The following is a 13,991-nucleotide window of genomic DNA, read 5'->3' on the forward strand; positions in this document are numbered from 1 at the left end:
TCGAGTCTGAGAGCATCGGGCGTACTCCTGACCCCGGCCGCCTGTGCCCGATCCGACAGCGCATCTTGAACACGAAAGTTTCAACTTGTGAGTGACACAACCCATGACGGTGCGGTCGCGCTGAGCGACCGCCCGTCTCCCGACGACGGTCTGTCCCCGGCCGAGCTGGCCGGCAAGTACGGCCTGTCGGTGAGCGGTGCCCGGCCCGGCCTCCTCGCCTATGCCAGGCAACTCTGGGGAAGACGCCACTTCATCCTGGCCTTCTCCCAGGCCAAGCTGATGGCGCAGTACAGCCAGGCCAAACTCGGCCAGGTGTGGCAGGTGGCGACCCCGCTGCTCAACGCGGCGGTCTACTACCTGATCTTCGGCCTCATCCTGCATTCCGGCCGGGGGATGCCCCATTCCGTCTTCATTCCCTTTCTGGTCACCGGCGTCTTCGTCTTCACCTTCACGCAGAGTTCGGTGATGGCCGGCGTCCGGGCGATCTCGGGGAACCTGGGGCTGGTCCGAGCGCTGCACTTCCCACGCGCCTCGCTGCCCATCTCGTTCGCGATGCAGCAGCTGCAGCAGCTGCTGTTCTCCATGATCGTGCTGGTCGTCGTGGCGGTGGGCTTCGGCAGCTACCCCTCGCTCCGCTGGCTGCTGATGATCCCCGCGCTGGTCCTCCAGTTCCTGTTCAACACCGGGATCGCCCTGGTCATGGCGCGGCTGGGCAGCAAGACCCCGGACCTGGCCCAACTGATGCCGTTCGTCATGCGCACCTGGATGTACGCGTCCGGTGTCATGTTCAGCATCAAGGTGATGCTGGCCGGCAAGCCGCCCTGGATCGGCCAAACCCTGCAGTACAACCCGGCTGCCATCTACATGGATCTCATCCGGTACGCCCTGATCGACGGGTACGGTGCGTCCAACCTGCCCCCGCACGTCTGGGTCGCCGCGCTGTTCTGGGCGGCCTTCATGGGCATCGCGGGCTTTGTGTACTTCTGGAAGGCTGAGGAGCGGTACGGCCGTGGCTGAGGAAAACAACCAGGCGCGCATCCCCACGGTCATCGCCGACGGGGTCCACATCGTGTACCGCGTCAACGCCCGCGGCGGTGGCAAGGGGGGTGCGACAGCGGCGCTCAGCCGGATCGTCGGCAAGGACAAGAGCGCGTCGCGCGGCGTCCGCAAGGTCCATGCCGTACGCGGTGTGACGTTCACCGCCTACCGGGGCGAGGCCATCGGCCTGATCGGCTCCAACGGATCGGGCAAGTCGACCCTGCTGCGCGCCATCGCCGGACTGCTGCCGACGGAGAGCGGCAAGGTCTACACCGACGGCCAGCCCTCGCTGCTCGGCGTGAACGCGGCGCTGATGAACGATCTCACCGGCGAGCGCAATGTCATACTCGGCGGCCTGGCCATGGGCATGTCGCGCGAGGAGATCCGCGAGCGTTACCAGGGCATCGTCGACTTCTCGGGCATCAACGAGAAGGGCGATTTCATCACGCTGCCGATGCGGACCTATTCGTCCGGCATGGCGGCCAGGCTCCGGTTCTCCATCGCGGCGGCCAAGAACCACGACGTCCTCATGATCGACGAGGCGCTGGCCACCGGTGACCGGAAGTTCCAGATCCGGTCCGAGCAGCGTATCCGGGAGCTCCGCAAGGAGGCAGGCACGGTCTTCCTGGTCAGCCACAGCAACAAGTCGATCAGGGACACCTGCGACCGTGTTCTGTGGCTGGAGAAGGGCGAGCTGCTGATGGACGGCCCGACCGACGAGGTCATCAAGGCATACGAGAAGGAGACCGGCAAGTAGCCGCGTCGCACCGCAGTGGCCCCGCCGGAGTGGTCCGACGGGGCCACTGCGGTGTGGCCGCCGCGTTTTGACCCGGGGTCGGCTGGGCACCGGGGACAGGTGCCGGTCCCGGCGCGCTGGTCCGAAAGAGTCAAGTGATCGTCAAGTAAGGTCCGAGTGGGGAAGGTTGGCGCTGATTGAGTTGTTCTCGTAATGCGCACCACACCCTGCCGACGAGTCGGTAGTTGTACAACGTAAGCTGTACCGGTGCTGATGAGCGGCGATCGGGCCGACAGTCCTGCGACGCCCAACCGGCGGCGCCCTGCTCGGAGGTCCGTGCGGCGTGTCCGAAAAGGGATGCATTGAGTTGGCAGTGTAGAACGGGAGATGTGACGGCAATGGCAACGGGCGTGTCCCAGCTCCGAGACGCTTCCGCGCTCCGAGACGCTTCCGCCGTTCCCGCACCTGGGCATATGCGATGACGGGGGCCGGCGGCGCGGGCACCGATCTCCATGCGCGCACGACGCTCGACAAGGCCGCCGACGAGAACTTCCCGGTAGCCCCCTTCTTCCTGCCCCGGGCCTGGCGCGACGACCTGATGGCCGTGTACGGCTATGCCCGCCTCGTCGACGACATCGGCGACGGCGACCTCGCCTCCAGCGCCACCGAGGCCCGTCTCCTGGGCCTCGCCCCGGAACAGGCCGACGACCGCCTCGCGATGCTCGACGCTTTCGAGGCCGATCTGCACCGTGTCTTCGGAAACGCTGCAGGTCCGACGGCACCCGGCGGGGCACCGCGCCACCCCATCCTGCGCGCGCTGCAGCCGTCCGTCCGCCGCTGCGCCCTCACCCCCGAGCCGTTCCTCGGACTCATCGAGGCGAACCGTCAGGACCAGAAGGTCCGGCGGTACGAAACCTACGAGGACCTGCTCGCCTACTGCGAACTCTCCGCCAATCCGGTGGGCCGTCTCGTGCTCCAGCTCACCGGCACCGCGAGCCCCGAGCGGATCAGGCGCTCGGATGCCATCTGCACCGCGCTGCAGATCGTCGAGCACCTCCAGGACGTCACCGAGGACCTCGGCCGCGACCGTATCTACCTCCCGGCCCAGGACATGTCGCGGTTCCATGTCCGCGAAGCGGATCTGGCCGCGCCGACCGCGGGCGCGTCGGTGCGCGCACTGGTCGCGTACGAAGCCGAACGCGCCCGTGATCTGCTGAATGAAGGCACCCCACTGGTGGGTAGCGTCCACGGCAGACTCAAGCTGCTGCTCGCCGGGTTCGTGGCCGGCGGAAGTGCCGCCCTCAGGGCGGTCGCCGCCGCCGGGTTCGACGTACTTCCCGGACCGCCCAAGCCAACCAAGCTCGGACTGCTGCGCGAAGTGGGAGCCGTCTTGCGAGGAACGCGTAGAGAGGGGTGAGCGGGACCGTGGAGGGACAAACGCCGGTGTCCGGGGCCGTGATGGCCGCATACACCTACTGCGAGGCCGTGACCGGGCAGCAGGCCCGCAATTTCGCGTACGGCATCAGGCTGCTGCCGACCGACAAGCGCCTGGCCATGTCCGCGCTGTACGCCTTCTCGCGCCGTGTCGACGACATCGGGGACGGCGAACTCGCGCCGGAGGTCAAGCAGACGCGTCTCGAGGCGACCCGCGAACTCCTCGGTCGCATCCGCGAAGGCGCCGTCGACGAGGACGACACGGACCCGGTCGCGGTGGCGCTGGCGGACGCGTCGCGCCGATTCCCGATCCCGCTCGGCGGGCTCGACGAGCTCATCGACGGCGTACTGATGGACGTCCGCGGCCAGGTCTACGAGACCTGGGAAGACCTCGAGGTCTACTGCCGCTGCGTCGCGGGCGCCATCGGCCGGCTCTCGCTCGGCATCTTCGGCGGCGGAGCGGGCGTGCCCGGCGCGGACCGGGCACCCGAGTACGCCGACACCCTCGGCCTCGCCCTGCAACTCACCAACATCCTCAGGGATGTCCGGGAGGACGCGGGCAACGGACGCAGCTACCTGCCCGCCGATGACCTGGCGAAGTTCGGCTGCGCCGAAGGCTTCCACAGTGCGATGCCGCCCGCAGGCTCCGACTTCACGGGGCTGGTGCACTTCGAGGTTCGCCGGGCCCGTGCGCTGTTCGCCGAGGGCTACCGGCTGCTGCCCTATCTGGACCGCCGCAGCGGCGCCTGCGTCGCCGCCATGGCGGGTATCTACCGGCGCCTCCTCGACCGCATCGAGCGCGACCCGGAGGCCGTGCTGCGCGGCCGGGTTTCGCTGCCGGGACGGGAGAAGGCCTATGTCGCGGTGCGCGGTCTGTCCGGGTTCGATACCAGGTCCATTGCCCGGCAGAGCGCCCGGCGGCGTGCCTGATGCCCCTGGAAGGACCGCCACTGCCGCCGGCGTTCGGACAACTCTCAACCTCACGGGGAGCCGAGGCGTCCCTGACTTCAACGGCCTGTCGTCCCTGCCCGGACGACGTGGCCACAGAGGAGGGGCCATGAGAACCGAGAACGAGCGGCCCGCGGATGCCGTAGTGGTCGGCGGTGGCCTGGCGGGTATCACCGCGGCACTCCAACTCGCCGACGCCGGGGTACGGGTGACCCTGATCGAAGGGCGGCCACGCCTGGGCGGCCTGGTCTTCTCCTTCCGCCGCGGTGACCTCACGGTCGACAACGGACAGCATGTGTACCTCCGTTGCTGCACCGCGTACCGCTGGTTCCTCGACCGCGTCGACGGAGCCGCCCTGGCCCCGCTGCAGGACCGGCTCGACGTGCCGGTGCTCGACATCGCCGCGGCCGGCGGGCCACGGCTCGGGCGGCTCCGCCGCAGTGCGCTGCCCGTCCCGCTGCACCTGGCCCGGAGCCTCGCGACCTATCCGCATCTGACGCTCGCCGAGCGGGCGAGCGTCGGACGGGCCGCGTTGGCCCTCAAGCGGCTGGACCTCGCCGACCCGGCGCTCGACGCCGTCGACTTCGCGAGCTGGCTGCGCAGCCACGGCCAGTCGGACCGCACCATCGAGGCGCTCTGGGACCTGGTGGGCGTCGCGACGCTGAACGCCACCGCGCCGCACGCCTCGCTCGGGCTCGCCGCGATGGTCTTCAAGACCGGCCTTCTCTCCGAGCCGGGCGCAGCTGACATCGGCTGGGCTCGGGTACCGCTGGGTGAACTGCACGACACCCTCGCCCGCAAAGCACTCGACTCCGCCGGCGTCCGCACCGAGCTGCGCACCCGGGCGGCAGGTGTCGTCCGCGCGGACAACGGGCGCTGGCAGGTGGAGATCACCGGTGAGACGCTCGAGGCGGACGCGGTGGTGCTCGCAGTGCCGCAGCGCGAGGCCCATGCGCTGCTGCCCGAAGGGGCGCTCGACGAGGCCGACCAGCTGCTGGAGATCGGCACCTCACCGATCCTCAACCTCCATGTCGTGTACGACCGCAAGGTGCTGCGCAAGCCCTTCTTCGCCGCGCTCGGCAGCCCCGTCCAGTGGGTCTTCGACCGGACCGACATCTCGGGGCTGAAGGGCGGCGGACAGTACCTGGCCGTGTCCCAGTCCGCCGCCGACGACGACATCGACGCGCCGGTCTCCGTACTGCGCGAGCGTTACCTTCCGGAGCTCCAGCGGCTGTTGCCGGCCGCCCGGGGCGCCGCCGTACAGGACTTCTTCGTCACCCGGGAACGGACCGCCACCTTCGCGCCCGCTCCCGGGGTCGGACAGTTGCGCCCCGGGGCCCCCACCCGGGCCCCCGGCCTCTATCTGGCCGGCGCGTGGACCGCCACCGGATGGCCCGCGACCATGGAGGGCGCCGTGCGCAGCGGTTTCAGCGCCGCAAGGGCTGCGCTCTCCGCGCTCGGGCGCTCCCACGATCATCCGCTTCAGGAGGCGGCATGAGCATTGCTACTGGAACAAGAGGAGAGCCTGTGACCCCGGCCGCAGACACCGTCGACATTGTCGCGCTTCTGGAGCGCGGACGCACACTGTCCTCACCGGTGCTGCGTGCTGCCGTTGACCGGCTCGCGCCGCCCATGGACACCGTCGCCGCCTACCACTTCGGCTGGATCGACGCCGAGGGCCGCCCCGCGCACGGCGACGGCGGAAAGGCGGTCCGCCCGGCGCTGGCGCTGCTTTCCGCCGAAGCGGCAGGCGCCGCCGCCGAGGTCGGCATCCCCGGGGCGGTGGCCGTCGAACTCGTCCACAACTTCTCACTGTTGCACGACGACCTCATGGACGGTGACGAGCAGCGCCGCCACCGTGACACCGTCTGGAAGGTGCACGGACCGGCGCAGGCGATCCTCGTCGGGGACGCGCTGTTCGCACTCGCCAACGAGATCCTGCTGGAGATCGGGACCGTGGAGGCCGGCCGGGCGACGCGGCGGCTCACCACCGCGAGCCGGAAACTGATCGACGGCCAGGCCCAGGACATCTCCTTCGAGCACCGCGAACGGGTCACCGTCGAGGAGTGCCTGGAGATGGAGGGCAACAAGACCGGCGCGCTGCTCGCCTGTGCGGTGTCCATCGGCGCCGTGCTCGGTGGTGCCGACGACCGCACCGCCGACATTCTGGAGTCGTACGGGCATCACCTCGGCCTCGCGTTCCAGGCTGTCGACGACCTGCTCGGCATCTGGGGCGACCCGGAAGCCACCGGCAAGCAGACCTGGAGCGATCTGCGCCAGCGCAAGAAGTCGCTGCCGGTCGTCGCGGCGCTCGCAGCAGGCGGCCCGGCATCCGAACAGCTGGGCGCGCTGCTCGCCGCGGATGCCAAGTGCAGTGATTTCGACACTTTCTCCGAGGAGGAGTTCGCCGCGAGGGCGGCTCTGATCGAGGAGGCAGGCGGCCGCGCGTGGACCTCCGAGGAGGCCCGCAGGCAACACGCCATCGCGGTCGACGCCCTCACCGGCGTCGACATGCCGGAAAAGGTGCGAGCGCAGCTCGTCGCGCTCGCGGACTTCGTCGTAGTACGGAAGAGATGATCACCATCGCCACATAAATCGCGGTCGCCGGCCGGTGCCCCGCGGCACCGGCCGACGGAGACCCCAGCACAGCAGAGGAAGCAACTGCACGAAGGGGAAGCCATGACAGCGACGACCGACGGAAGCCCCGGAGCCCTGGAGCCCCGCGCAGCCGCGGCCAGCGAAACAACCGTAACAACTGCAACCAGCACGACAACCGCAACGACCGCGACCGCCCCCACGGTCCCCGCCACACCGATCGGCGATCCGGTACGCGAGGCCGCCGAACAGGCCGCGGCACGTTCGGTGGAGTACTTGCTGGGCGTCCAGGACGCCCAGGGCTGGTGGAAGGGCGACCTCGAGACGAACGTGACCATGGATGCCGAGGACCTCCTGCTGCGGCAGTTCCTCGGCATCCAGGACGCGCGGACCACCGAGGCGGCCGGCCGGTTCATCCGGGGCGAGCAACGCCCCGACGGTACCTGGGCCACGTTCTTCGAGGGGCCCGGCGAACTGTCCACCACCATCGAGGCGTATGTCGCGCTGCGACTCGCCGGGGACAGCCCGGACGCCCCGCACATGGCGCGGGCATCCGCCTGGATCCGCGCGCAGGGCGGCGTCGCGGCGAGCAGGGTCTTCACCCGGATCTGGCTCGCGCTCTTCGGCTGGTGGAAGTGGGAGGACCTCCCCGAGATGCCACCGGAGGTGATCTTCTTCCCGAAGTGGCTGCCGCTCAACATCTACGATTTCGGCTGCTGGGCACGTCAGACGATCGTGCCGCTGACGGTCGTCTCCGCGAAGCGCCCGGTCCGTCCGGCGCCGTTCACCCTCGACGAGTTGCACATCGACCCGGCCGATCCCAATCCGGCGAAACGTCTCGCTCCGGTCGCCAGTTGGGACGGCGCGTTCCAGCGACTCGACAAGGCGCTGCACGTGTACCACCGGTTCGCCCCGCGCAGGCTGCGCAGGACGGCGATGAACGCGGCGGCGCGCTGGATCATCGAGCGCCAGGAGAACGACGGGTGCTGGGGCGGCATCCAGCCGCCGGCCGTGTATTCGGTGATCGCCCTGCATCTGCTCGGCTACGACATCGACCACCCGGTGATGCGGGCCGGTCTGGCGTCACTGGACCGGTTCGCGGTCTGGCGCGAGGACGGCTCCCGCATGATCGAGGCCTGCCAGTCCCCGGTCTGGGACACCTGCCTGGCCACCATCGCACTCGCCGACGCGGGGGTGCGCCCCGACCACCCGGCTCTCGTCAAGGCCGCCGAGTGGATGCTCGGCGAGGAGATCGACCGGCCGGGCGACTGGGCCGTACGCCGTCCGGAACTCGCGCCGGGAGGCTGGGCGTTCGAGTTCCACAACGACAACTACCCGGACATCGACGACACCGCCGAGGTCGCCCTGGCGCTGCGCCGGGTCAGCGTGCCCGACCACGGCAGACTCGAAGGGGCCATCGCGCGCGGTGTGCGCTGGAACCTGGGGATGCAGTCCAAGGGCGGAGGCTGGGGCGCCTTCGACGCCGACAACTCCAGCCCCTTCCCCAACCGGCTGCCCTTCTGCGACTTCGGTGAGGTCATCGACCCGCCGTCGGCGGATGTCACCGCCCATGTGGTGGAGATGCTGGCCGTCGAGGGACTGGCGCGCGACCCCCGTACCCAGCGCGGCATCGAGTGGCTGCTCGCCGAACAGGAGGCGAACGGCGCCTGGTTCGGCCGCTGGGGCGTCAACTACGTCTACGGTACGGGCTCGGTGGTCCCCGCACTCGTCGCGGCCGGCCTGCCGGCCTCGCACCCGGCGATCCGCCGGGCGGTCAGCTGGCTCGAGTCCGTGCAGAACGAGGACGGTGGCTGGGGCGAGGACCTCCGCTCGTACAAGGACGAGGAGTGGATCGGCCACGGCGTATCGACCGCGTCGCAGACCGCCTGGGCGCTGCTGGCGCTGCTGGCGGCGGGGGAGCGGGAGAACAAGGCCGTGGAACGCGGCGTCTCCTGGCTCGCCGGGGCCCAGGGTGCGGACGGCTCATGGGACGAGCCGTACTTCACCGGCACCGGCTTTCCCTGGGACTTCTCCATCAACTACCACCTCTACCGGCAGGTCTTCCCGCTCACCGCACTGGGCCGCTATGTCCACGGGGAGCCCTTCGCCGCATCACGGCGGGCCCACTGATGACCACGGCTCCGGGTACACCACTGCTGATCGCCTGTGCGCTGGGCATCGAGAGGCTCGCCCTGCGCAGCGGCGACCGCAGGGGTGCCCCGGGGCCGGTGACGGTGCTCCGCACGGGTATGGGCCCCGAGGCGGCTGCCTCCGCCACCACCCGCGTGCTCGGCGAGGCCCCTGCCCGGGACACCGCCGTGATCGCGTCCGGCTTCTGCGCAGGTCTGCTGTCCGGGATGCACCCGGGAGACCTGATTGTCGCCGAGGAGACCAGGGGCGGCGGTGGCACCACCGCCTGCGTGGGGATCGAGGTGCTTGCCAAGGCCCTCGCTGCCGCCCTGCCCGGACGCACCGTGCACACCGGTCCACTGACCGGTTCGGACCATGTGGTACGCGGTCATGAGCAGGCCGAACTGCGTGACACAGGGGCGATCGCCGTGGACATGGAATCCGCGGCGACGCTCTGGAGCGCCGTACGGACCGGGTCCCGCCCGGTTGCGGCCGTACGAGTGGTCGTGGACGCTCCAGAACATGAACTCGTTTCCATCGGGACGGTTCGCGGAGGAATATCGGCCTTCCGTGTTCTTCGTGCCGTCCTTCCAGCTTTCTATGAATGGCACCGTTCTTTGCTGCTCCCCAGGAGGTGAGCTAGATGGCCATGCCGCTTCGCCAGACCATCAGGGTCGGGACGTATCTCTTCGAACAGAAGCTCCGCAGGCGTGAGAAATTCCCGCTGATCGTCGAACTGGAACCGCTCTACGCGTGCAACCTCGCCTGTGAGGGCTGTGGGAAGATCCAGCACCCGGCGGGCGTCCTCAAGCAGCGTATGCCGGTGGCACAGGCTGTCGGGGCGGTCCTCGAGTCCGGCGCCCCGATGGTCTCCATCGCGGGTGGCGAACCGCTGATGCACCCGCAGATCGACGAGATCGTCCGGCAGCTGGTGGCGAAGAAGAAGTACGTCTTCCTCTGCACCAACGCGATGCTGCTGCGCAAGAAGATCGAGAAGTTCACGCCCTCCCCTTATTTCGCGTTCACCGTGCACATCGACGGACTGCGCGAGCGGCACGACGAATCAGTAGCGAAAGAGGGGGTGTTCGACGAGGCCGTTGAGGCCATCAAGGAGGCGAAGAGGCGCGGCTTCCGGGTCACGACCAACTCCACGTTCTTCAACACCGACACCCCGCAGAACATCATCGAGGTGCTCAACTTCCTCAACGACGACCTCGATGTGGACGAGATGATGCTCTCGCCCGCCTACGCCTACGAGAAGGCGCCCGACCAGGAGCACTTCCTGGGTGTCGAGCAGACCAGGGAGCTGTTCAAGAAGTCGTTCGCGGGCGGTAACAGGCGCCGTTGGCGTCTCAACCACTCCCCGCTCTTCCTGGACTTCCTCGAAGGCAAGGTGGACTTCCCGTGCACCGCATGGGCGATTCCCAACTACTCGCTCTTCGGCTGGCAGCGCCCCTGCTACCTGATGAGCGACGGGTACGTGACCACCTACAAGAAGCTCGTCGAGGAAACCGACTGGGACAAGTACGGCCGCGGCAAGGACGACCGCTGCGCCAACTGCATGGCGCACTGCGGTTACGAACCGACCGCCGTACTCGCCACCATGGGCTCGCTCAAGGAAACCATCAGGGCTGCCCGCGAGACCGTCTCGGGAAACCGCGGGTGACGTGATGACCACCGCTGGAGAGCCTGTGACACCGGGGCTCCCCGAACCGCCGGCCCGACCCTCGCGCGACGCCGCCCCTCGCGGCGCAGCCGGGTCGGGCCGGCGGTGGCGACGTCAGGGTGAGCTGAAAAGAATCCGAGAGGGGGCCCGAGCGTGTCGATCTTGGAGCATATCCGGGGGCCGCGTGACCTGAAGGCGCTGCCGGCAGCCGAGCTGGGTCGACTGGCCGAGGAGATCAGGGAGTTCCTGGTTCAGGCGGTAGCCAGGACAGGCGGTCATCTGGGACCGAACCTGGGGGTGGTCGAACTCGCTATCGCGCTGCACCGGGTCTTCGACTCACCCGCCGACCGCATCCTGTGGGACACCGGCCACCAGAGCTACGTACACAAACTGCTCACCGGTCGGCAGGACTTCTCGAAACTCCGCTGCAAGGGCGGACTCTCCGGCTACCCCTCGCGTGAGGAGTCCGAGCACGACGTCATCGAGAACTCGCACGCCTCCACCGTCCTGGGCTGGGCCGACGGACTCGCCAAGGCCAACGAGGTGCTCGGCAGGACCGACCATGTCGTCGCCGTGATCGGCGACGGGGCGCTCACCGGCGGGATGGCCTGGGAGGCGCTCAACAACATCGCGGCCGCCGACGACCGACCCCTGATCATCGTCGTCAACGACAACGGGCGTTCCTACGGCCCGACGATCGGCGGATTGGCCAACCACTTCGCCACGCTCCGCACCACCGACGGCTACGAACGCTTCCTGGGCTGGGGGAAGGACGTGCTTCAGAGCACCCCCGTCGTGGGGCGGCCGCTGTACGAATCGCTGCACGGCGCGAAGAAGGGCTTCAAGGACGCCTTCGCACCGCAGGGCATGTTCGAGGATCTGGGGCTGAAATACCTCGGTCCGGTCGACGGGCACGACATCGAAGCCGTCCAGTCGGCGCTGGCCCGCGCGAAACGCTTCCACGGGCCGGTGCTCGTGCACTGCCTGACCGAGAAGGGCCGTGGCTATCCGCCGGCCCTGGAGGACGACGCGGACCACTTCCACACCGTGGGCGTCATGGATCCGCTGACCTGTGAGCCGCTCGCCCCGCCCAAGGGGCCTTCCTGGACCTCGGTGTTCGGGGACGAGATCGCCGCGATCGGGGCGGAACGCCCGGATGTGGTGGCCATCACCGCGGCCATGCTCCAGCCCGTCGGGCTGGCGAAGTTCGCCGAGCGCTTTCCCGGCCGGGTCTGGGACGTGGGCATCGCGGAACAGCATGCGACGGTCTCCGCCGCCGGACTGGCCACCGGTGGCCTGCATCCGGTGGTCGCGGTGTACGCGACGTTCCTGAACCGGGCCTTCGACCAGCTGCTGATGGACGTCGCCCTGCACCGATGCGGGGTGACGTTCGTACTCGACCGGGCCGGCGTGACCGGTGTCGACGGGCCCTCGCACAACGGCATGTGGGACATGTCCTTCCTGCAGGTCGTGCCCGGGCTGCGGATCGCCGCCCCGCGTGACGCGGACCAGCTCCGGGCGCAGCTCCGGGAAGCCGTCGACGTGCACGACGCGCCCACGGTGCTCCGCTTCCCCAAGGAGTCGGTGGGAGAGCCCGTTCCCGCCGTCGACCGGGTGGGCGGAATCGATGTGCTGCACCGCGCCGAGCGCCCCGATGTGCTGCTGGTCGCCGTGGGCGTGCTCGCGCCGGTCTGCCTGCAGGCCGCCGAGCTCCTGGCGGGCCGGGGCATCGGCTGCACGGTCGTCGACCCCCGCTGGGTCAAGCCGGTGGACGAGCAGCTCCCGCCGCTGGCCGCCGGACACCGTATGGTCGCTGTCGTCGAGGACAACAGCCGCAGCGGCGGCGTGGGTTCGGCGGTCGGGCAGGCGCTGCGCGACGGCGGCGTCGACGTGCCGCTGCGCACGTTCGGCATCCCGGAACAGTTCCTCGCACACGCCAAGCGCGCCGAGGTACTGGCCGACATCGGGCTCACGCCCGTCGAGATCGCGGGACGGATCAGCGCCGCCCTGACAGCCAAGGAGACGACGGAATGACGGATGGCGCGCCCAAGGGCTTCGACCTGGCCACCCTGCTGGCCGAGCGGGGCGCCGAGCGCTACGAACTGCACACCAGGTATCTGAACCACCAGCTCCCGCGCATGCTGCACACCATCGGCTTCGACAACGTCTACGAGCGGGCCGAGGGAGCGTACTTCTGGGACGCCGAGGGCAACGACTACCTCGACATGCTCGCGGGCTTCGGCGTGATGGGGCTCGGCCGGCATCACCCGGTGGTCCGCAAGGCGCTGCATGACGTCCTGGATGCCTCGCTCGCGGATCTCACCCGGTTCGACTGTCAGCCGCTGCCCGGGCTGCTGGCCGAGAAGCTGCTGGCGCACTCACCGCACCTGGACCGGGTGTTCTTCGGCAACAGCGGTACCGAGGCGGTGGAGACCGCGCTCAAGTTCGCCCGGTACGCGACCGGCAGGCCCAGGATCCTGTACTGCTCGCATGCCTTCCACGGTCTCACCACCGGCTCGCTCTCGGTGAACGGGGAGACGGGATTCCGGGACGGCTTCGCACCGCTGCTGCCGGACACCGCCATCGAGATGGGTGATCTGGACGCACTGGAGCGGGAGCTGCGGCGCGGCGACGTGGCCGGCTTCGTCATCGAGCCGATCCAGGGCAAGGGGGTACTGGCCTCGCCGCCCGGGTTCCTGCGGGCGGCCCAGGAACTGCTGCACCGGTACAAGGCGCTGCTGATCGCCGACGAGGTGCAGACCGGCCTCGGCAGGACCGGGGATTTCTACGCCTACCAGCACGAGGCGGGCGTCGAGCCGGATCTGGTCTGCGTGGCCAAGGCGCTCTCCGGCGGTTACGTACCGGTCGGCGCGACCCTCGGCAAGGACTGGATCTTCAAGAAGGTCTACTCGTCGATGGACCGGGTGCTGGTGCACTCGGCCAGCTTCGGCTCCAACGCCCAGGCGATGGCCGCCGGGCTCGCGGTGCTCTCGGTGATGGAGGACGAGGAAGTCGTCGCCAACGCGCGGACCACCGGCGCACTGCTGAAGAGCCGGCTGGCCGCACTCGTTCCGAAGTACGAACTGCTGCACGACGTGCGCGGGCGCGGGCTGATGATCGGCATCGAGTTCGGCCGTCCCGCGTCACTGAAGCTCCGCAGCCGGTGGACCATGCTCCAGGCCGCCCGCAAGGGTCTCTTCGCACAGATGGTCGTGGTACCCCTGCTGCAGCGGCACCGCATCCTCACTCAGGTCTCCGGTGACCACCTGGAAGTGATCAAGCTGATTCCGCCGCTGACCATCGGCGAACAGGAAGTGGACCGCTTCGTGGAGGCGTTCACGGCCGTCATGGACGATGCGCACGGGGGCGGCGGCCTCATGTGGGACTTCGGCAAAACGCTGGTGAAGCAGGCCGTCGCCAACCGGTGAGGCTGCCGTCGCCGGC

General features: G+C 69.2%; 11 protein-coding genes. All 11 read left to right on the forward strand.

All coding sequences use genetic code 11. The features are described 5' to 3' along the window. The first annotated feature begins 87 nt into the window (after positions 1–87). Positions 88–1,017, forward strand: a complete 930-nt coding sequence (locus AB0M87_RS21685; protein ID WP_365855280.1) for an ABC transporter permease — start codon at positions 88–90, stop codon at positions 1,015–1,017. Beyond that, entirely contained in the window at positions 1,010–1,795 is a 786-nt protein-coding gene (locus tag AB0M87_RS21690) for an ABC transporter ATP-binding protein (RefSeq protein WP_365855282.1), read from the forward strand. Before AB0M87_RS21685 ends, AB0M87_RS21690 begins: the two co-directional genes overlap by 8 nt. A gap of 457 nt (positions 1,796–2,252) precedes the next feature. Beyond that, positions 2,253–3,191, forward strand: a complete 939-nt coding sequence (gene hpnC, locus AB0M87_RS21695) for a squalene synthase HpnC (protein ID WP_365855284.1) — start codon at positions 2,253–2,255, stop codon at positions 3,189–3,191. Further along, positions 3,188–4,138 carry a presqualene diphosphate synthase HpnD gene (gene hpnD, locus AB0M87_RS21700; protein ID WP_365855286.1) on the forward strand — a complete coding sequence of 317 codons (951 nt, stop codon included), beginning with the start codon at positions 3,188–3,190 and terminating at the stop codon, positions 4,136–4,138. Before hpnC ends, hpnD begins: the two co-directional genes overlap by 4 nt. A 127-nt stretch (positions 4,139–4,265) precedes the next feature. Next, positions 4,266–5,654, forward strand: a complete 1,389-nt coding sequence (gene hpnE / locus AB0M87_RS21705; protein ID WP_365855288.1) for a hydroxysqualene dehydroxylase HpnE — start codon at positions 4,266–4,268, stop codon at positions 5,652–5,654. Further along, entirely contained in the window at positions 5,651–6,733 is a 1,083-nt protein-coding gene (locus AB0M87_RS21710) for a polyprenyl synthetase family protein (RefSeq protein ID WP_365855290.1), read from the forward strand. The genes hpnE and AB0M87_RS21710 overlap by 4 nt, the downstream gene beginning before the upstream one ends. Positions 6,734–6,835: 102 nt before the next feature. Next, positions 6,836–8,881 carry a squalene--hopene cyclase gene (gene shc / locus AB0M87_RS21715; RefSeq protein ID WP_365855292.1) on the forward strand — a complete coding sequence of 682 codons (2,046 nt, stop codon included), beginning with the start codon at positions 6,836–6,838 and terminating at the stop codon, positions 8,879–8,881. Further along, the gene (locus tag AB0M87_RS21720; RefSeq protein ID WP_365855294.1) at positions 8,881–9,519 is read left to right on the forward strand and encodes a 1-hydroxy-2-methyl-2-butenyl 4-diphosphate reductase; all 639 of its coding nucleotides are present in this window, start codon (positions 8,881–8,883) and stop codon (positions 9,517–9,519) included. Before shc ends, AB0M87_RS21720 begins: the two co-directional genes overlap by 1 nt. A gap of 5 nt (positions 9,520–9,524) precedes the next feature. Continuing rightward, positions 9,525–10,547 (forward strand): adenosyl-hopene transferase HpnH, encoded by a 1,023-nt coding sequence (hpnH, locus tag AB0M87_RS21725; protein ID WP_365855296.1) that lies wholly within the window; start codon positions 9,525–9,527, stop codon positions 10,545–10,547. Positions 10,548–10,700: 153 nt separating this feature from the next. Beyond that, complete coding sequence (gene dxs / locus AB0M87_RS21730; protein ID WP_365855298.1) at positions 10,701–12,581, forward strand: 1-deoxy-D-xylulose-5-phosphate synthase; 1,881 nt, start codon at positions 10,701–10,703, stop codon at positions 12,579–12,581. Further along, entirely contained in the window at positions 12,578–13,975 is a 1,398-nt protein-coding gene (locus AB0M87_RS21735) for an aspartate aminotransferase family protein (RefSeq protein ID WP_365855300.1), read from the forward strand. Before dxs ends, AB0M87_RS21735 begins: the two co-directional genes overlap by 4 nt. The last annotated feature ends 16 nt before the right edge of the window (positions 13,976–13,991 follow it).

Source organism: Streptomyces sp. NPDC051320, from assembly GCF_040682175.1.
Taxonomy (GTDB): domain Bacteria; phylum Actinomycetota; class Actinomycetes; order Streptomycetales; family Streptomycetaceae; genus Streptomyces.

Excerpts from the sequence above, each read along its gene's own strand:
- AB0M87_RS21710 (WP_365855290.1), top strand. The coding sequence starts at position 5,651 with ATGAGCATTGCTACTGGAACAAGAGGAGAGCCTGTGACCCCGGCCGCA.
- AB0M87_RS21735 (WP_365855300.1), top strand. The coding sequence starts at position 12,578 with ATGACGGATGGCGCGCCCAAGGGCTTCGACCTGGCCACCCTGCTGGCC.
- AB0M87_RS21720 (WP_365855294.1), top strand. The coding sequence starts at position 8,881 with ATGACCACGGCTCCGGGTACACCACTGCTGATCGCCTGTGCGCTGGGC.
- hpnE (WP_365855288.1), top strand. The coding sequence starts at position 4,266 with ATGAGAACCGAGAACGAGCGGCCCGCGGATGCCGTAGTGGTCGGCGGT.
- hpnH (WP_365855296.1), top strand. The coding sequence starts at position 9,525 with ATGGCCATGCCGCTTCGCCAGACCATCAGGGTCGGGACGTATCTCTTC.
- shc (WP_365855292.1), top strand. The coding sequence starts at position 6,836 with ATGACAGCGACGACCGACGGAAGCCCCGGAGCCCTGGAGCCCCGCGCA.
- hpnC (WP_365855284.1), top strand. The coding sequence starts at position 2,253 with ATGACGGGGGCCGGCGGCGCGGGCACCGATCTCCATGCGCGCACGACG.